This is a genomic window from Peribacillus sp. NPDC096379 (assembly GCF_044762875.1).
Taxonomy (GTDB): Bacteria; Bacillota; Bacilli; order Bacillales; family DSM-1321; genus Peribacillus.
Genome location: NZ_JBIWFD010000003.1, coordinates 531190 through 550774 on the forward strand (window position 1 = coordinate 531190; position 19585 = coordinate 550774).

Sequence of the window (19585 nt, forward strand, 5' to 3'; positions counted from 1 at the left end):
AGCATTTCACTCAAAATAAACGGCTTTACCCGTTTTGGCAGATTCATAGATGGCTTCTAAGATTTGTGTAACGACTAAGGCCTCTTCCGGTTTCACGATCGGTTCTGTGTTATGAATAATGCTTTCGATCCAAAGTCTCGCTTCTAGATCAGCATCACTTTCTTCCTTCCCATCATAAAAGGCAACACCACCAGCACCTAACTCCACATTTGTTGTATACAGTTTACTAAAATTCTCACCATTAATACGCAAGCCGTCTTTCATATCAGCTCCACCTTCCGTACCACTAAGCGAGCATTTTGCTTCATCCACATCAAGGGTATTCAAAGCCCAACTTGCCTCTAAGACAATGGTTGCTCCATTTTCCATCGTAATAAACCCAAACGCAGAATCTTCAACCGTGAACTTTTCTGGATCCCAAGGGCCCCAAGCATTTGCAGCGTCCTTCTTTTTCCCTAATTTATGATAAACCGTTCCCATCACAGATTTCGGTTTATAATTGTCCATCATCCATAATGTTAAATCGAGAGCATGTGTCCCAATATCAATTAACGGGCCGCCACCTTGTTTCTCTTCATCTAAGAATACGCCCCAAGTGGGTACTGCTCGGCGGCGAATGGCGTGTGCTTTTGCGTAATACACTTCACCTAGGTCCCCCTGTTTACAAACATTGTGTAAATGTTGGCTGTCTGGTCTAAAGCGATTGTTATATCCAATCGTTAGCTTTTTACCGGTACGTTCTGCCGTTTCAACCATTAACTTAGCTTCTTCAGTCGTTTTTGCCATCGGCTTCTCACACATAACATGCTTGCCAGCTTCCATGGCCGCAATTGAAATTTCCGCATGAGAAATATTTGGTGTCAGGACATGGACCACGTCGATGGATTCGTCTTTCAATAATTGTTGATAATTCTTATACACCGCTGCTTCAAGTGTTCCATACTTCTTCGCAGCTTTCTCTGCCTTTGTTATGTCAATATCACAAAATGCAACCATTTCTACTTGTCCAAGCTTCTTAAGACTCGGTAAGTGTTTTCCATTCGCAATTCCTCCACACCCAATAATCGCTACCTTTAATTTTTTAGACATTTTATTTTCCCCCTCAAAATATTTTTTTGCTAAATACCATACTAATATTTAAAAAAATCAGTATTTTGTAAATGTATCTACTAGTGCCCTTTTAATATCTGAAAAAATGGACCTATTTTTTTAATGATTTTCAATATTTGTTTTTCATCCCCTTATTTTAGCCGCCGTTAATCGAAGTAAATTTCCATACCTTTTTCACTAGATTCATAAATACCAGCCAATATTTTCATGATTTCTACGCCATCTTGAACGGGGCTGATTGTTTCCATTTCACCCTTTACACAAGATACAAAATGGTCAATTTCATTTTGGAATCCTTTATTAAAATCAAATGATAATGAATCAATTTGTGGTGTAATATTTAAAATAGTATTATTTTTTTCCGTTACAAGTTGAAGTCTAGGTTCAATTTCTGCACCACCTTTGTCACCGAACACGCTAACCGCGATTAACTCTTCCTTCACATGAAGCGTAAAACTGACATCAACCATTAAAGATGCACCATTTTCAAATCGAATGATTGCATTGGCTAGATCTTCTACTGTATTTTTATCTGGATCATAGTCTGCCGCCTTATAGAAGGTTTTATTTTCAACATTTGAACGATTTCCCAGTTTATTGTATGTGTTTCCGCTAATTGATTTAACTTTTGGTTTCCCCATTAAATACCAGCATAAATCTAAAACATGAACACCTAAATCGATCAACGGACCTCCACCTGAGCGTTCTTTATCAGCAAACCAGCCTCCAGGGTTACCCAAAGCCCTAATGCAAGATGCTTTTGCATAATAGATTTCACCAAGGTCACCTGAATCAATGAATTTTTTTAACACTTGAGTATTGGTGCCAAAACGGCGAACGAAGCCAACTTGAAGGGTTTTTCCATCACTTTCTTGAACTGCTTCCTCTATTTCAAGTGCTTCCTCTACTGTTTTACAAAGTGGTTTTTCTACTAATACATGTTTACCAGCTTGTAATGCAGCAATTGATATTTCCGCATGGGAGTTATTCCATGTACAAATACTTACAGCATCAATTTCAGGATCAATTAATAAATCCTGATATTTTTTATAATACTTTTCAGCACCATACTTCTCTGCTTTTTCTTGTGCTCTATGTTCGTTAATATCACAAACGGCATAGATTTCAACATCCTTATTATTTTTGTAGGATTCAAAATGCATGTCTGATATAGAACCTGCTCCAATTACACCAACTTTTATTTTCCCCATTTCCTTATCCTCTTTTCTCTTGTTAAACTTCTTCCCGAATTCCGATTTAACAATTCAAGCACCCGACTCTTGAGCAATACAACAAATTATCATAGAGGGTTTTCAAATCAAAATTGAAAATGCCTATCACAAATGTAACTAACCTGATACTAATTAAGCCTCTTTCCAAAAGCGTCTTAGATTATCCATTCCAATTTTACATGCTTCCTTGCATTCTTCCATTCCTTCAAATTCCAATGTAATATTACCATCGTAACCAAATTCCTTAATAAGTTTAACAATTTCTCTTATTGCTATATCACCCTGTCCAACAATTGCCCCCCTTAGGAAATTACCATTTGACGTCTTAAACCATTTTCCTGCACCAGGATCTTCATAAAAAGGACGAAAATAAAAATCTTTAAAGTGAACAAGTGATGCATATGGCAAATTCTTCTTCACACCTACAATAGAATTTTCATCAACACACATAAAGTTCCCTATATCCAATGTTGTTTTAAAGTTAGGCCTATCAACTGCATGGAGCACGCGTTGGACGCGATCACTGTGTTGAACAGCAACACCGTGATTTTCTATCGTTGTTGTAATCTCGAATTGTGCTGCATAGTCAGCAATGCGACGGCTCCCTTCAATGATTTGTGGTAGACTATTTTCAAAGTATTCAATTGTCATTTTTTCACGCGGGAGTGTAAACGCTGTCACATCATGACGCATATGTCTGATACCCATTCGTTTTAAAAGATCAACATGTTCTTTCAATCGTACAATTTCCGCTTCAAATTCTTCTTCTGTTTCTTGGACAAAATTTGCTGGAATCGAATAGTTTGATAGTTCGATCCCCACTTCTTTTGCTTTATCACACACTTTATCTGCTAGTTCTACATTATCTACTAAACTAAAACCATAAGGAACAATTTCCATATGCTCTCCACCATTGTCGGCAATCCATTGCACAACATCTAGTACATCCATTTCTCCAGCTTCAATGGCATCTAGCAAACTATACGTGCTTAATCCTACTTTCATCTCATATATCCCCCTTACACCTTTGTATTCGTACCAGAAATACTATCTGGATTTTCATACATGATGGATGTAATCTTGATGACTGTCATTCGATTAAATTACATTTTATGTTTAACTAGTCAACTCTACCTTTAGACTATTTCTATTGATAATGACTCGTATGAATATTTCCCAAAAGGGCCATACGAGTCATCTTTTTAATTATCATGAGAGCTCAATTAGCACGGTATTTAAGTACCAGCAAACTGTTATTTTTCTATATAAATATAGGATTATTTATTTTTAGCCCAACGATCATACGCACCTTGATAAATCTCAATATATTCGTCAATTTTCATCTTTTCAATTGTTTCTACATAATTACCCCAATTTGATAATGGTTCAACACCAGTAATGAACTTTGCTTCCATCTGCTCGACATAAGAGCGTAAGTCAACCTCAATCGCATTAACTTGTTTTTGTTCCTTTGCAGTTAAATAAACGTATGGAAAAGGAACTTCACCAAAAGGAGCAATCTTTTCCGATGTTTCTGAATTAATGAATTTTTCAAAGTCTGACTTTTCCCCAAATCCTTGAATTGGCCCTCTTAAGGATGGAGTAGCAATTGCATAATCAGGAGTCAATGTACCTCGATAATCTTCCATTGATTCAAACTCCTTAGGCAATTCAGCTTGTTTTTTTGTACCTGCTTCTTTGTCAACCCACTCCCAAAGTAATCCTTCAGGACCTTTATTTATGAATTCAAAACCTTCCTGTGAATAGAAGTAGTCAATCCAACGTATTGATGCTTCTGGATTTGGATTGTTTTTCGTGATAGAAAAAGTACCTCTTGTCATTCCCGATCTAATTGGCACGACTACTTCATCTGATACAGAACTTGTTAAAGGGTAAAACATCGGATTATTCAATGCCACTTCTTCCGTTTCACCTGTTGTAAAGAATGAGAACCAATCCGGGAATATCCCTAGTCTATTAGACTGCCCTTTTGCTTTTTTCTGTTCATCTGATTGAGAAAATGTCTCTGGATCTAATAATTTTTCCTTATAAAGTTTATTCATAAATGTTAAATATTCTTTATACTCATTTTCAACTGGTGTATATCTAACGGTTCCATCATTTTCTTCAATACCCCATTCTTTCATGCCAAATGCCGCTAAAAACCATGCACGAGAACTATTCATTTTAACGTCAAGTAATGGAATCTCATCTGCTTTGCCATTACCATTAGGATCCTCTGTTTTAAATCGTTTTAATAATTCATAAAATTCATCTGTAGTCTTGGGAAGCTCCTTAACGCCTAATGCTTCTAGCCATCGACCGTTATACCATAATGGTCCTTTAAACCAACTCGCTGAACTACCTGATGTTTCTGAATCTACCATTGGCAATGAGTAAATATGACCATCAACTGTAGTAATAGACTTTCTGACATCAGGTCTTTCTTCAAGTAACTTTTTTAGATTAGGAGCATGTTCATTTATAAGATCCTCTAAAGGTATTAATACTCCCTGTTCACCATAATCAACTTCCATTGCAGGAGTTAAGTTAGATGTACCAGCTGCATAGATAATATCAGCTATATCTCCACTAGCAAATGCTAAATTTAATTTCGTTTGAAAGTCACTTAATGGAGGTGTAATGTATTTAAAGTCCATATTGGTCATTTTTGCATATTCTTTTAAAGCAGGCATGTCTTTCCATTCCTGCATACCAGTACCTGGTGCCATCAATGTTAATTCTAATTTTTCGTCTACAATCGGAAAACCGTCTTTATTTACTTCAACAGCTGCAGCTTTTGATGTGTCTTTTTCTTTGTCTGATGAACACGCGGTTAGTGCTAATGTTGCAAAAACAGCTGGTAAAAGTAATGTTAATGCTTTTCTCATCTGTAAATCCCCCTTCACTTTTTGAGTTTTGTATGTCTCCCCACCCAGATCGTGCGTCTTCTAATACGTGATCACCCCCTTATAAATAACCTTTTTCCTATGATTATTTTGCTTATCCTTTGAGTGAACCTATCATGACGCCTTTAACAAAATGGCGTTGTAAAAATGGATACGCAATGATAATAGGTAATGTGGATACAATCATTACCCCGTACTTAATAATAGCGGCTAGTTGTTGCTTGCTATGCAACGCCTCAGCCATACTACCTGTCATATTTGTGTTCTGAGATGACATTTCTTGCAGGACAAGAATTTCTCTCAAGACTAATTGAAGCGGATACAGACTTTTATCAGATAAATAGATCAATGCGTTAAAATAGCCATTCCAATGGCCAACGCCGTAAAATAATGCCATGACGGCTATGATTGGAGCTGATAAAGGTAAGATAATCTTAATAAACATCTTAAAATTAGAGCATCCATCAATAATCGCCGCTTCTTCCAATTCTTTTGGTATCGAAACCTGAAAAAACACACGCGCAATAACGATATTCCATACAGCCGCCGCGTTAGGTAAAACCATTGCCCAGATCGTGTCAATTAGCCCCAAGTTTTTTACAACTAAGTACGTTGGAATTAATCCACCACTAAAGAACATAGTTATTACAAAAATACCCATAAGTACATTTCTACCAACCAAATCTTTACGTGATAGTGCATAAGCTGCTGGTATAGTAACTGCTAGGTTAATGAACGTACCAAGTGCAGTATAAAAAATAGTATTGAGATAACCTCTCCAAATAGCATTATTCTCCAAAATCATCCTGTAACCTTCTAAAGTGAATCCTTTCGGTAGAAGCCACATTTCCCCTGAATTTACAGATGCCGGATCACTCACTGATGCACTAATAATGTAGATCAATGGATACATGACGATTAATAATGCGCAAGTTAGAAAAATATAAATAAAGGTTTTAATAACTTTATCTGTCTTTGTTTCACTAATAGCTGTATTCATTATCCTTTACCTCCCTACCATAGACTTGTTTCCGACCGTTTTTTCGCAACTTGGTTCACTGTTATTAGTAAAATAGCGTTAATTATTGAGTTAAATAATCCTACCGCTGAAGCAAAACTGTACTGGGCATCTAATAAACCAGCCTGATAAACGAAAGTCGCGATAACGTTCGACGACTCCAAGTTAAGTGGATTTTGTAGTAGCAATATTTTCTCGAACCCCATTGCGAGGAGGTTACCAACGTTCATAATTAACAAGATAATCATTGTAGGCACAAGTGCTGGAATGTTTATATACCAAATACGTTGAAGACGTGTAGCACCATCTACAATTGCTGCTTCATGATGTTGTGGATCTACACCAGAGAGAGCCGCGAGATAAATGATCGTTCCCCACCCCGTACTTTGCCATACACCTGAAAATACATAGACCGTTTTAAACCATTTTGGATCACTCATAAATGGAATTGGATCAAAGCCAAATAACTGAATAGCATGATTTACAAGACCTGTTGCTGGTGATAGAAATGCAAGAATCATACCTGCCATAACAACAACGGATATAAAATGTGGAGCGTATGTTACTGTTTGCACGGTTCTTTTGTATAGTCCATCTTTTGCCTCATTTAGTGCAAGTGCTAATATTATAGGTAATGGAAAACCAACAGCTAATTCGTAAACGCTAATTTCAAGTGTATTCTTAATTAAGTCCCAAAAATAATATGAATCAAAAAATCGAATGAAATGTTCAAACCCTACCCATTCACTGCCCCATATTCCCAAAGAGGGAATAAAATCTTTAAAGGCAATTTGTACCCCATACATTGGAACATAATGAAAGATAATAAAATACAAAAGTGCTGGCAATATAAATATGTACAGTTGCCAATTTTGCAGGATCTTTCTATTTTTTTTCTTTTTTTGTTTTCTTTGTATTAACTTTGGCTTAAAAGATTCTATCTCTTCTTCATGTGGTATGTTAGTAGCGGTGCTTGTCCCCATTTTATATCCCTCCCTTTTATGTAACTGCTTACATATTAGTTTTTTCAGAAAAGATAATCAATATGTTGTTTTTACTAAAGGTTGTCATAACAGAAATAATCCACTTGTTAACGCTTTCGAAAAGAGGGGCTATGAACTGGAACATATGTCAGTTTTGTTTTAGTATGTTTATTTTGACAATATGCTTACAAACCCTTGTCCACCGGCGTTTAGAGTTTAAAAACACTTTAATAGGATAAAGAATTCAAAGTTTCTTTACTTTTAAGGCCCATCTTTATGGAGTTATTTATACTCCAATAAAAAAATACCTCCATCATACGAAGGTACTAAAATATCTTTTATTTATTTATCGTACGATACTGCCCAGGTGTTACGCCAACTATTTTCTTGAACTTTCTAGTAAAATTGGCAACATCTTTATAACCCACTTGAGTTATTATATTAATAATCGATTGATCCGTCTCCCTTAGTTGCTTCTTCACTTCGTCCATGCGGAGATCCTGTAAATATTGTGTAAAGGTAACACCAGTTTGTTCTTTTATAAACCGACTTAGATATGATAGGGATAGATGAAACTCAATAGCTATATTTCCTAAGGATAGCTCATACAAATAATAATTTGTTTTAATGTAGTCCAAAATATCATTTCGTAGTTTATCATTATGGCTCTCTTTCCTAGCTTCAACCTCTTTACAAATAGTCAAAACTACATTACCAAGCTGGTTGTGTAATTGTTCAATAGAATTAAAGTCAACTATTTGATTGAAATCATGAAGATGTTTACTTAACCCCAATTCAGAAACTGTTTTCACAACCGTATTGATAATATCAAAACAAATGCATTTCGATACTTGGATTGACATATCTTTATCAGCAATGATTGTAAACATATTACGTAATGTTTCTACAGCAACAATTTCATCCCCTTGTTTTAAGCTTTGAACAAGTTTTATTTGTTCTTCCTTGGGATAACCTAGTGCCTGTTCTGGATGTAAACTAATATCCTCAAAATAGATAATACTACCTTGCGGGTTTACAAATTTGTATTCCATTGCGGCAAGAGCTTCAATATAGGAACGATTTATTCGACTTTTTTCATCATACAGCCCCCCTACACCAATAGTAGGCTCAATTGATGAAGTACCTTGAATATACTTTTTGATTTTTGGTACCAGTAATTGACGTTGTTTGTCTGTATTACTTTTTACCTGATCTAGACTTATAATGATCGCCATTGCATCATTATAAAGCAAATCAATACCGTGCACTGCGGTATCTTTAAGTGAGATATTTGCCAGCAGGTTAAAAATCCCTTCTCTTTCTTCGATATTATCTTCTTTAAATGTTCCTTTATCAAAATAGACAATTGCTACAAAGTAGTGACCATTTCTCATTTTAATATTTAAGGTCTGTAACAATGATTCTATTTCTTCGTTACCTCTTATGTCACCTTTTAATAGTCTCACTAGTAATTGATCTCTAGCAAAAGGCTTTTGCCTATACATTGCTTCATTTAATATTTGATGGTCTTCGAATACATTTGTAATCGTATTATGAATTGACTCCCATTCATTTCCACTCTCTACATTACCACCGCGTTTATCATTCTTGTTTGTTATTTCAAACAGATTTCTTATTGGCCTGTATTGATTTCTTCCTAGTAAAACAGCCAAAGCAAAACCAATAAATAAAGTAAAAATCAAAATTATCATTATTAAGTTTTTCGTATAATCAAGCTTCTCAAAAAATTGATCCGCGGCCATTAAAGTGATAAAAGTCCAACCACTAACGTCCGACTTAACGGAAGCAAGAGAATAGTCTTTTCCATCAATTACAACGTTATCAACCCCATTGCCTTTAATGGTTAATAAATCTAAATTTTTCTGGTTAATAGCCTTATCATTAATGGTGGCAGCAACTATCTCATTCTTTTCATTAAAAATATATGCATTGCCTTTAAATTCTCCTAATATATTTTGAATTAGGTCTGTCATCACTGACTCCTCTATAAAATACATGACGGTCCCATAAGGACTTGGATTACTCGGAGCGATTGGAAATAAGTAAGCAATCATTCTATCATGATCAGAATTGTTAACAATTACATTATCGATAGGCCTTATAAATGGAATTGTCGTATGCAAATCGCGAATAAAGTCTTCCTTTTTCCATCGATCAAATCTATACTTTTTTTTAAATAAAGTATCAATGGAATACGAACCACTAGTCGAATATAATGTTTCCTTCGTATGATAATAAACAAATAGTTCTTCGATAATAGAGCTATTCGCCTTATACTTTTTTAATTCTTCAATTGCCTCTCCGCTGTAATAGTCATGACCCATCATATATGGTGTTAAGCGCGGATCATAAGAAATTCTTGCAGCTAGAGTATTTAATTCCTTCATACGCTCATCAGTTATTTTCTCCACCTGTTCCAATTTATTAATATTGGATTGTTCAATTTCCTGACGTAAATTAGATACAGAATTATAATAGATTATTGCACTCATAATCATAAATGGAACAAGAAAAACCAGTAGATAGGAGACAATATATTTATATAATAGTCGAGATCTAATCCTATTAATTACAGACAAGTTCCATCTCCCTTTCCCCCTAAAAACATTCACTTTTAGTTTTCTTCCCTTTTTTTACTTATTTTCTTTTTCTATCCATATTATATCACAAAAGTGAATATTTTTGAATATTTAATCAACATTCAAAAGGGTCCATTCCCCTAATCACAACAACTATTCATCTCATTATGAAAATTGCTACTCATATAGGTTGATGCAATAATTAATAACTACTGAATTGGTTATATCTACTCTATTAAATCTTGATTAATATTCTAAAGAAAAGGCTCTTTTCGTAAAGATTGTTGTTTTTTCAAGTAACAAATTCGAGCAGATGTTGATTGTAGTGGAAGGTACGAGGCTCCTGAGAACGCCCGCCGAAAGCGAGTACCTGCAACGGAAATCAACCCAGGATAGTATTGTAAATATCATTCAAAAGCAACAAAGTATGCGAAAACAGCCAAAGAAAAAGAGACTATCCGAATAGTAACGCAATTAGTTTGCTTACCTTTTTTGGTAGTCTCTTCTATTCATTTGCAAATTGTTATGAGACGAATCCTGCTAGATATTACACCTTTTTGTGAAATTTCATGTTGCTATCACGTACTTATTCGCTACTATTTTTCCCATCTTCACACTTACGATCTATTCCTTTAAAAACAATTCAATCACAGGTACAATTACATCTGGTTTTTGCACAGGAAGTTCCAATACAACTGAATTAATATCAATTTTCGCTTCTGTACTTGTTATTACCTCTTCAGGGTCAAATTCTCTAAAGTAAACCTCTGACGCATCATTAAGCAGTTGCGCATATTTTACTTTTCCAGCTAAACCCTCCAAATGAATGTGTCGGAATGGCCATGAGTAGATATGGAGATATAAACGATTCCCTTTTTGCGTATAGCGACAGTTACTTGGCGTTTTATATTCACTATGTTTTGCCCCATATATTGAACGAGAATGCAATCTCATCCATTCTCCAATTTCTTGTAAACGCAAAATGGAACGACTATCAAACTCTCCCCGCCCATTAGGCCCTACGTTCAATAGGAAATTCCCACTTTTTGAGACAGTATCAATTAACATTTTAAGGAGCATGTCAGTGGATTTCCAGTCTAGGTTATCGCGATGGTATCCCCAAGTTCCATTCATCGTTTGGCACGCTTCCCATATAACGGGAAGTCCATTTTTCTCAACCGGTTCATTTGGTTGGTACTGTTCTGGAGTTATTACACCTCGATTTAAGTCGAGGCGGTCATTAATTAGAATATCCGGTTGCAATTCTAACACCATCTTCTCTAATTCCTCAGACTGCCAATCAATAGCCCCTTTTCCTTTAGACCAACCCCAATCTCGATGAGGATATGAAAAATCGAACCAAATGTAATCTATTTGACCGTAATCTGTTAATAATTCTCGAACTTGTCCATGCATAAATTTCAAATACTTATTCATATCTCGATTGACATTTTCTTTTTTTAAATCTTCGTCATCTCGTTGTGGATGTAATCCATCGAGTGTAAATTCCGGATGATACCAATCGATTAAGGAATGATAAAGTCCTACTTTTAATCCTACTTCACGAAAAGCCTCAATTATTTCAGACAATAAATCTCGCTTTATTGGTGTGTTTGTCACCTTATATTCACTTAGTTTCGTATCCCATAATGCAAAGCCTTCATGATGTTTTGTCGTTATAACAAAATATTTCATACCAGCCTCTTTAGCAACACGAGCCCATTCTTTTACATCTAATAAATCCGGATCAAAATGTTCAAAATACTTACGATATGCATCTAGAGGCGTTTTTTCATGTGTCATGACCCATTCATGGCGTGCTGCTGGCGTGTAGAGACCTAAATGTATAAATATTCCAAAACGATCTTTTAGAAACCATTCTGGATTCCCATATTGTGTAGGCCAATTTGCAAATTTTTTTTCATTGGTAATTGTATTCATTTTTATTAACCTCCAATACTCTAGTGAATAGTCGTTATATTATAAGTGCGTGTTCAAAAAGGAGGATAAAAGTTCGGGGAGCAATAGTCTCAAACCTTTTGCGTATGCAGTACGTTTGGGACCGGACTTGCACAGGACGTGCGCGATTTTAACAGAAGGTCATTCATAAACTTTGATGAAGTTCGCAAGCTTTTTTACCGGACTTTTTGAACATCCTCTATTAGTTTCAACAGAGGTGCAGGCGTACTATTTATTCCCTCTAGAGGTAAATCGAGAAAAGACTTACTAATGTTAACGTCCACCTACTCAAGTAGGTGGATTTAGACATTCATGTTGACGACTTAAAGTCGTAAAACTAAGACTCAAGTCTTCTCCTTTGATTAACGATACAGATTATATTTTATCTGCAGATTGAAGGTTCACTTTTGTTCCTATTTCGTCATATTCCCACAATTGAAGAGCAGCACCTATCATGCCCCCTAAGTTTCCTTTGTAGGCAGCGAAAATATCAACGCCTTCTACTAATGAAGACATGGCTCGCTTTTTCATTTCCGCTTTTATTCCATCAATAAGAGGTGCTCCTGCTTCCGCTACCCCTCCGCCAATGATAATTGCTTCTGGATTAAATATATGAACGAGTGATGCAATCGCTGATCCTAGTGCTGCAATTGCTTGATTCATAACAAGTGCTGCTGTAGGATCACCTTTTATCCAATCGGCAATGATTTTTTTTGCCTCGATTGGAGTAGTTCCTATTCCTTGTTTCATAAGAAGTTCTTGCATTCTCCACGCAATACCCGTACCTGACGCATATTGTTCAAGGCATCCGATACTCCCGCAATGACAAGGAACACCGTTAAAATCGACTGTCATATGGCCGATTTCAGCGGCACCTCCCCAAGCACCGTGAATGATTTTTCCATCTATGAGAATAGCTCCGCCAACTCCTGTTCCAAGTGTTAAACAGATGACATTTCTTTTATTTTGTGCAGCTCCTAAATATTTTTCAGTTAGGGCCAAGCAATTCACATCATTATCGACAATCACCGAGGCAGTAAATTCATGTTCCAATTCATCCTTTAACTTCGTTCCAGTATAGCCGGGAATTAATGAATTAGCATAGCGGATACTCCCTTTGTTCCAATCGATTTGACCAGCACTGCCAATTCCAATTCCCTTTAATGAAGTACCATCAAATGAATAGTGGTATTCATTCAAAAGCTTAGAAATTAATGTTTTCACTTGGTTCAGCACCTCTCCTTGCTTGGCAAGGGTCGGCAAATGATGCTGTAAAAGGATCTGACCATTTCGATCGATTATTCCAGCGTTTATCTTTGTTCCTCCAATATCAACACCGATGGCAAAATCTGATGAGGAAATGAATTCGATTGGAGTCATATTTGCTTACCTAAAAGGGAGTCATCATTGCCACAGACTGCTTCTATAAATTTGGCCATCAGTAGTTGTTGCCTTGTGATGACACGCCCAACTGTACCAGCCACTTCTATCACTATTTTCTTCACCGTATCACCAACATGTAAGAGTTCTTCCTGAAGCACGTGGAAAGTAACAATCAATTCTTTTTGAGAAAATTGTGAATTCACTTCCTTCACCTCACTCTTACACTTTTTGCTTCACTGATATAATCCAAGATTTTTTGGTTTAATCTTTCTATGGAAGCCTCATCCGACTTTCTTATTGGCAATAACGGCAGACGGGGTTCTCCGCAATCAATCTGGCGTAGCTTTAAGATCGCTTTACACGCACCATAAAGGGAAGGGTAGGATAATAATTCTGAAATGATATCATTTACTTTATATTGCCAATGTCGTGCTTCCTCGATATTTCCTTCTTGAAAACACTGTTCAATTTTCAAAAACAACTCAGGCATGACACCATACGTACCGCCAATCCCTCCATCTGCCCCGATCATTCTACCCGCAATGTATTGTTCATCTGGTCCGTTAAAAACAAGGAAGTCTTCTCCACCAATTGCTTTAAACTGCTGCAGCTCGTATGTGCTTTCAGATGAAATTTTCACACCAATTACTTTCTCTTGTGCAGCCATTTCTTTCAGTAGCTCTGGAGAAAGATGGAACCCTGTAGTTTGAGGAATATGATAAATAATAAAAGGAAGATCTGTGCTGTCAATCATACTTTGCCAGTGTTGTTTTACACTAGCAGGAGAGAGACGGTAATAAATAGCTGGGACAGCAGAAATCGCATCCGCGCCTGCCAGCTCTGCATGTTTTGCCAGCTCCACACTATGCTTCGTAGACGGACTTCCAACATGGGCAATGATGGTCAGTTCTTTTCCCACTTCCTCCATGACAGCACCCAATACAAGTTTACGTTCTTCATTGGTTTGGAGCATTCCCTCTCCAGAACTTCCGCCAACATATAATCCTTTTACGCCACTATCTGCATAATATCGAGCCAGTTTTTTCACACGCTCATAAGAAACTTCTCCGTTTTGATCATAACAGGAGTACATCGCAACAAAAATCCCTTTGAATTTTTCTCTATTAATTCTATTCATACTACCGCCTCATCCCTCATTAAATTTCAATTATCTTTGCTTTATTTGAAGTAATTCCATTCACAGGGTTTTTCCCTTTTAATTTAGAAGCCTTTCGTTCCATACTGACAAATGCTGTATTCGCGAGCCACATAAGCGAATATGCCAACAAGCTGAAACTAAAGAACGGAAAGAGCCCAGGAAACTGGATCATGATCATGCTGAAGACAGTGATGACGGCAGCCATGCTGATGACATGAAATGGGTGGGAGATGGCAGTAATGGCTGCATATTTTATGACATTGGATAGTTTAATCTCAAAGTGGACATATACCGGAATAACAAACAATACCGTCATCAAATATGCGACGCACATTGTCGAAACTACGAAAAATAATACGATTTGGATTGTATCATTTCCCCCTCTAAATAATTGGAGATAATAAAAAAGACTAAATCCTGTCACAACAATAACCCATCCCAATATATTGGCCTTAAAAAAAGAAGCACGGTACAGATTCCAAAATGTACGAAAAAGAGGAAATTCTGTTTGTTTATTGATCCATTTCCTGCAAATCGCAAACATTGTAAATGTGGCAGGAAAAATGCCTCCTACGATAAGCCCCAAAATGCAGAAAAGTATCCATATTAATTGAACAAAAAAGAATCTTGCAATCCATTCCATGACCGTGTTTAATTTCCCCATGTAGCCGCCCGTTTGAAACATTTTCCCACCCCATTTTTTTCTGAGCATCTATTGTCATGTCGATGCTATCAAAGTTTACATATCATTTTTTCTTTGTCTCTGACAGGCACGTTTGCTTCTACCAACTGTTGAAAACGAACAGCCAGTATTTTATCGCCTTCAGCATTTGGATGCAGCCCGTCAGGCATATACTTTTCATACTCTTTTCCAAACATTTCAAGACCGTCTAAATAATACAAATTTTGATCACCATGCTTCTTCAAGATGTCAATAACTTGTACGATTTCTTTTCTTGTCTTTTCAAGTGATAAACCAACTTTGTTTTCTGTTTTTTCATATTCCCTGTTAAAAATAGGAGAAATGATCGCAATTGGCACATCTTTTTGTTTATCTCGGATGATTTGGATAAAGCCCATTAATGCTGGTGCAAACGTTCGATCTGAGAGCGCGTTTCCTCTTACAATGTTGATTCCTACACACATAGATATAAAATCAGCAGGCATATCGCGGATCATCCGCGCTACCGTAGGTTCCAAAAAACAATTTCCACTGTATCCAAGGCAGGTAAGTTTAAAATCCATCTCATTCGCTACAAGCGCAGGCCATGTTTGGGAAGGACTTTCAGAATAATAACAATGAGTAATCGAGCTTCCATAAGTAACCCAGTGCAAGCGTGAATCCTCTACAAGCTCCCACTTTGCGTGCTCATCAATCCAAATTCCAGTAATAGGTACAGCCATTTTTTGTGATAAATATAGTTCGATCAGCTTTGTTTCGTCTGAAAGACCATCAAAGTGTACAGAAGTATCTCCTTTTGAGATGTGAGCAGTTTTGTATAGAGAACCGTTTATTAAACAATCCATCTGCATAAACTCAGCTGCGTCCAATATTCCAATGTTTATAATTTTCGTAGTACTACGAATTACTATTCTGACACCAGCAGGAAGCTCTGCCTGCCCGCCAATCTCGTTTGGTAAAAAAATCTCAGCTTGCTCAAAAGGAATTCTCCAAGGTTTCATATACGTTTCTGTTTTTTCAATTGAGATGGCCCCATGAAACATTTTTTCAGATAATGGCAGTTGTTGCACAGTAATCACTCCATATCAGTTTCATAGTTAAAAACCTAAGATTTCAGCCATTCTAATGTAAACGTACAAAATTGTATGTCCATGTTATTCCAATCAGAGTAATCATAAACACGTTCATATAGGACGCCAATTTCACCATTCTTAAGGACAGTTAAGCAAGAATATCCATAATAGCCGTCTTCTATCACTTTACTGTATGGCCATGTCTTCCCACCATCTTCACTTAAGCGAACGGTTCCTTTTACTCTCGTTTTTTCATCATCTGGATTAGAGAATAAAACACGTACCTTGCCATCACCCAAATCAGGATAAAGCACAACACTTGACTGACAAGTCGGATCGACCAATGCCATATCAAACGTCACTTCTCCCCATGTTTCTCCGCCATCAGTACTTGTTGTAACAGCTGTTCTTTGAATTCCATAATGATTACGTAAATAATATTTCAATTCACCTGTAGGCAATTCAATCACTTGAGACTCTGTCAAATATTGTTTACCTTCTGAGATTGTTTCAGCAGACAGAATTTCTCCGTCCAATTCTCTGCCATCATTTGGCGATTCCCCACGTTTCCATGTAACCCCATGATCATCACTATAAATACAAGCACAAGATAGGTGACCTGCTTCATTAGAGAAGTATATTGGAAAAACTAATCTGCCTGCATGTTTCCCTTGCTTTAGTTGAATCCCACAGCCTGGACCTGAACCGATAAACTTCATCCATTCCTCTTTAACCATGACATTCAATTCTCTAGGTTTCGACCAAGTACGGCCATCATCATCACTCTGAATGATTTGTAAAAAGGAAGTTCTTGCTTCTAGTAAACTTTCATTTAGATCGCTTCCTTTTTTCAAATAGATATTTCCATGTAGCTGAGTCTCTTTATTAACATTTCCTTGATCGTCTACTGTATAGTCTGTTAAATTGTTTTCTGAGTCATAGACTTGCCCATCTTTTGCAAGGAAATAACATTGACCATTTTGATCATACAATTGCTTGCGCCCATCTGAATCAAAGCCAATTCCTGATTCACTATTCCAAAGACCAACTCCACCTGGAGTATGGCAGAAAATCATAAATATCGTGCTCGTTACTTCATCTTCTAAAAGTGCTGTATCGATTGCGGCTGCTCCGTCTAACCCTTCCCCTGCATAGGCAACTAGCTTTTGCGCAGGTCCCCACGTTTTTCCATGATCTTCACTACGGCGAATCGTCACATCGATTTTGTTAGGGTTGTCTCTTTGATCAGCTAGCCTTGCATCGATTCCTGCAATGACAGTCCCTTTCGATGTTGTAATCATAGATGGAATTCGATAAGATTTAGAATCTGCAAAACCTGGATAAAAGATTGCTTCTTTCTGGATATTGGACATGTGAATATCTCCTTTTATTATAATAATATAGATACTCCAATTTCATTTAAGCTGTAATATGTAATAAAAAACGTTCATGAGTGTCTGATCCCAACTTAGGCGATGAAAAAGGTTCAGGTTCTCAATTTGTATCACCTTATAAAGGGGGCGGTGCGGAGCTGGTTTTGCAAAGCCCGCCCCTTTTCTGTGTTATTTTTCTGATAGTAGGCATATTGTTGTCACCTTATCAAGATTCCTTCATTAAAACGACAGATCATTGAAGACAATAAGACTGCTTATTATGATAGGGTCATACCTAATCATCTACCATATACCGTTTTTATTACGTCTCAGTGACACAATCAACCGTGTATAGAGTGTAAAGTAGACCCTTTCATAGAAAACCTCTTACTTACTTATTGCTTCATTAAATCTGATACTTTATCTGATTTATCCATCTCTGCAAGGATATCTTGTCCGCCGTTATTCAACCAATTTTCAATATATTTATCCCATTCTTTATCGATGTCAATTTCCCCTACAATCGCTTTCATTCTAAATTCATCAACAACTGTTTTTAATTGTCCTTGGTAACGCAACTTCATTTCAGCCATTTTTGTTTTATTCAAGACATCCCATTTATATGGACGAATTAACATATTTTCTTTTACATCATCTCGAGCAAAGTATTCTTTTCTAAGATTCATTGTATATTCTGATGTAAACCACTGTACTCTTTCCTTATCATAGGTACGGAAGTTATAACCCCAGAAGCCAGAATTTCCTTCTTCAGCTGCATATTCAGGGCGTACCTTTAAGGCAGATTTTTCAGGCTCGCCTTCCCAATCTGAATGAACGCCAACTTCGCCATAAAGCGTCCATCTTGCCTCATTATCAAAGTTGATATAGTCAAAAATTTGGAGAATTCTTGCTAGTTCTTCATCTGTTACATTTTTTGAAACATAGAATGCATCCGCTAAATTACCAACTGGTATAAACGAACCAACACCTTGCTGTCCATCTTTACCAATTTCCGGTGCAGTAGCCAGTATTTTAGCAGTAGAGTTTGGATTTTCTACAAGATTTTGTGGCGCTCGTCCTTTAGTCCAATCATCCATGGCAAGATATGAAGATTGTGCAATATAGTAACCGATTTTTCCTTGCTTGTATTTTTCCCAACTCTTATTTAAATCAAGTGTTGTAAATTCAGGATCAATTAAGCCCATATCATACCATTTAGCTAACAGCTTAAGAAATTCTTTATATTTCTTAGAAATCTCTGTAACTACTAATTTATCATCTTCGATAAAATTGTAATCAGGAGCTAATCCAAATGATCCCATTAAAGAAGCTGCCCAGTGCATTTGGTCATTATATGGAGAAATTCCATACGTATCATTTTTGCCATTTCCATCTGGATCATTAAATGTAAACGCTTTTAAAATTTCTTCTACTTCTTCAAGTGTATAAGCTTTGTCTGTATAATAGATTTTCTCACGTCCACCGCTTGGGCCCACTTGTTTAATTTCCCCTGGTGGTTCAAATCCCAATTTCTCCAACCAGTCTAGACGGAATGTTGGTGTCCAAGTTAATCCATCAACATGTGAATATAAACCAATTAATTGTAAATATTCATTATCTGAACCCTTTAGTAAGTTCATTTCTGGTCCTGGTGGGTTTTCCCCTAACATTTTCATATAGCGAGGCGCATACTTTTCAAGCATCTCTTTTGGAATCGTTCTTGTTAATCCTGCATCAAATAATTCCTGTGGTGTTTTTCCCCCCGCAGTAAAAGCAAATGTATCAGGTAATTCACCAGAAGCAACCATTAAGTTCACTTGGTCTTTATTCCAAGTATCTACTTTTGTGTTTTTAATTTTAATGTTAAATTGTTCTTCTAATCTCTTTTGAACATAGTTACCATCTTCCGCTTTTCCTTTTGTAATTGATCCAGATAAGCTTAATTCAAGCTTATCTGAATAATCCCCTGAATCCGGCAAACTTGCAATATCGATTTTTTCCCCTGAAGTAGCTTCATTATTGGAGCAAGCAGTTGTTAGAAGTAACGCACTTGATAAAGCTGTGGCTGACAGAACTTTTGCATATTTCTTCATTGTGTATTCCC

At 36.6% G+C, this 19585-nt stretch carries 15 protein-coding genes; all 15 read right to left on the reverse strand.

The genetic code is table 11. The features are described 5' to 3' along the window. Positions 1–6 precede the first annotated feature (6 nt). Positions 7–1089, reverse strand: coding sequence for a Gfo/Idh/MocA family protein (locus tag ACIQZI_RS16555; protein WP_403074846.1), 1083 nt, complete (start codon positions 1087–1089; stop codon positions 7–9). 167 nt (positions 1090–1256) lie between these two features. Then, complete coding sequence (locus ACIQZI_RS16560) at positions 1257–2321, reverse strand: Gfo/Idh/MocA family protein (RefSeq protein WP_403074848.1); 1065 nt, start codon at positions 2319–2321, stop codon at positions 1257–1259. Positions 2322–2474: 153 nt separating this feature from the next. Beyond that, positions 2475–3347: a sugar phosphate isomerase/epimerase family protein gene (locus ACIQZI_RS16565; protein WP_403074850.1), complete on the reverse strand. Its 873-nt coding sequence runs from the start codon at positions 3345–3347 to the stop codon at positions 2475–2477. 272 nt (positions 3348–3619) lie between these two features. Then, positions 3620–5233, reverse strand: a complete 1614-nt coding sequence (locus ACIQZI_RS16570) for an extracellular solute-binding protein (RefSeq protein ID WP_403074852.1) — start codon at positions 5231–5233, stop codon at positions 3620–3622. Positions 5234–5345: 112 nt separating this feature from the next. Next, positions 5346–6251, reverse strand: a complete 906-nt coding sequence (locus ACIQZI_RS16575) for a carbohydrate ABC transporter permease (protein ID WP_403074856.1) — start codon at positions 6249–6251, stop codon at positions 5346–5348. A 14-nt stretch (positions 6252–6265) separates the two neighbouring features. Further along, a complete protein-coding gene (locus tag ACIQZI_RS16580; protein ID WP_403074859.1) occupies positions 6266–7252 on the reverse strand; it encodes an ABC transporter permease in 987 nt (328 codons plus the stop codon). Positions 7253–7590: 338 nt separating this feature from the next. Next, entirely contained in the window at positions 7591–9771 is a 2181-nt protein-coding gene (locus tag ACIQZI_RS16585) for a helix-turn-helix domain-containing protein (RefSeq protein ID WP_403074861.1), read from the reverse strand. Between the two features lie 705 nt (positions 9772–10476). Continuing rightward, complete coding sequence (locus ACIQZI_RS16590) at positions 10477–11793, reverse strand: alpha-L-fucosidase (RefSeq protein ID WP_403074864.1); 1317 nt, start codon at positions 11791–11793, stop codon at positions 10477–10479. Positions 11794–12186: 393 nt separating this feature from the next. Continuing rightward, entirely contained in the window at positions 12187–13191 is a 1005-nt protein-coding gene (locus tag ACIQZI_RS16595) for an ROK family protein (RefSeq protein ID WP_403074867.1), read from the reverse strand. Further along, the gene (locus tag ACIQZI_RS16600) at positions 13188–13397 is read right to left on the reverse strand and encodes a hypothetical protein (RefSeq protein WP_403074870.1); all 210 of its coding nucleotides are present in this window, start codon (positions 13395–13397) and stop codon (positions 13188–13190) included. Before ACIQZI_RS16600 ends, ACIQZI_RS16595 begins: the two co-directional genes overlap by 4 nt. A gap of 5 nt (positions 13398–13402) precedes the next feature. Next, complete coding sequence (locus tag ACIQZI_RS16605) at positions 13403–14332, reverse strand: dihydrodipicolinate synthase family protein (RefSeq protein ID WP_403074873.1); 930 nt, start codon at positions 14330–14332, stop codon at positions 13403–13405. Positions 14333–14351: 19 nt separating this feature from the next. Continuing rightward, a complete protein-coding gene (locus ACIQZI_RS16610; RefSeq protein ID WP_403074876.1) occupies positions 14352–15038 on the reverse strand; it encodes a YesL family protein in 687 nt (228 codons plus the stop codon). 47 nt (positions 15039–15085) lie between these two features. After that, positions 15086–16105 carry an SGNH/GDSL hydrolase family protein gene (locus tag ACIQZI_RS16615; RefSeq protein ID WP_403074879.1) on the reverse strand — a complete coding sequence of 340 codons (1020 nt, stop codon included), beginning with the start codon at positions 16103–16105 and terminating at the stop codon, positions 15086–15088. Between the two features lie 35 nt (positions 16106–16140). Continuing rightward, a complete protein-coding gene (locus ACIQZI_RS16620; RefSeq protein ID WP_062184663.1) occupies positions 16141–17481 on the reverse strand; it encodes a sialidase family protein in 1341 nt (446 codons plus the stop codon). 395 nt (positions 17482–17876) lie between these two features. Next, positions 17877–19574 carry a type 2 periplasmic-binding domain-containing protein gene (locus ACIQZI_RS16625; protein WP_062184666.1) on the reverse strand — a complete coding sequence of 566 codons (1698 nt, stop codon included), beginning with the start codon at positions 19572–19574 and terminating at the stop codon, positions 17877–17879. Positions 19575–19585 lie beyond the last annotated feature (11 nt).

Coding starts and splice junctions, on each gene's coding strand:
- ACIQZI_RS16580 (WP_403074859.1), bottom strand. CDS start 7,252: ATGGGGACAAGCACCGCTACTAACATACCACATGAAGAAGAGATAGAA.
- ACIQZI_RS16620 (WP_062184663.1), bottom strand. CDS start 17,481: ATGTCCAATATCCAGAAAGAAGCAATCTTTTATCCAGGTTTTGCAGAT.
- ACIQZI_RS16565 (WP_403074850.1), bottom strand. CDS start 3,347: ATGAAAGTAGGATTAAGCACGTATAGTTTGCTAGATGCCATTGAAGCT.
- ACIQZI_RS16555 (WP_403074846.1), bottom strand. CDS start 1,089: ATGTCTAAAAAATTAAAGGTAGCGATTATTGGGTGTGGAGGAATTGCG.
- ACIQZI_RS16625 (WP_062184666.1), bottom strand. CDS start 19,574: ATGAAGAAATATGCAAAAGTTCTGTCAGCCACAGCTTTATCAAGTGCG.
- ACIQZI_RS16605 (WP_403074873.1), bottom strand. CDS start 14,332: ATGAATAGAATTAATAGAGAAAAATTCAAAGGGATTTTTGTTGCGATG.
- ACIQZI_RS16570 (WP_403074852.1), bottom strand. CDS start 5,233: ATGAGAAAAGCATTAACATTACTTTTACCAGCTGTTTTTGCAACATTA.
- ACIQZI_RS16595 (WP_403074867.1), bottom strand. CDS start 13,191: ATGACTCCAATCGAATTCATTTCCTCATCAGATTTTGCCATCGGTGTT.
- ACIQZI_RS16585 (WP_403074861.1), bottom strand. CDS start 9,771: ATGATTATGAGTGCAATAATCTATTATAATTCTGTATCTAATTTACGT.
- ACIQZI_RS16590 (WP_403074864.1), bottom strand. CDS start 11,793: ATGAATACAATTACCAATGAAAAAAAATTTGCAAATTGGCCTACACAA.
- ACIQZI_RS16560 (WP_403074848.1), bottom strand. CDS start 2,321: ATGGGGAAAATAAAAGTTGGTGTAATTGGAGCAGGTTCTATATCAGAC.
- ACIQZI_RS16610 (WP_403074876.1), bottom strand. CDS start 15,038: ATGTTTCAAACGGGCGGCTACATGGGGAAATTAAACACGGTCATGGAA.
- ACIQZI_RS16575 (WP_403074856.1), bottom strand. CDS start 6,251: ATGAATACAGCTATTAGTGAAACAAAGACAGATAAAGTTATTAAAACC.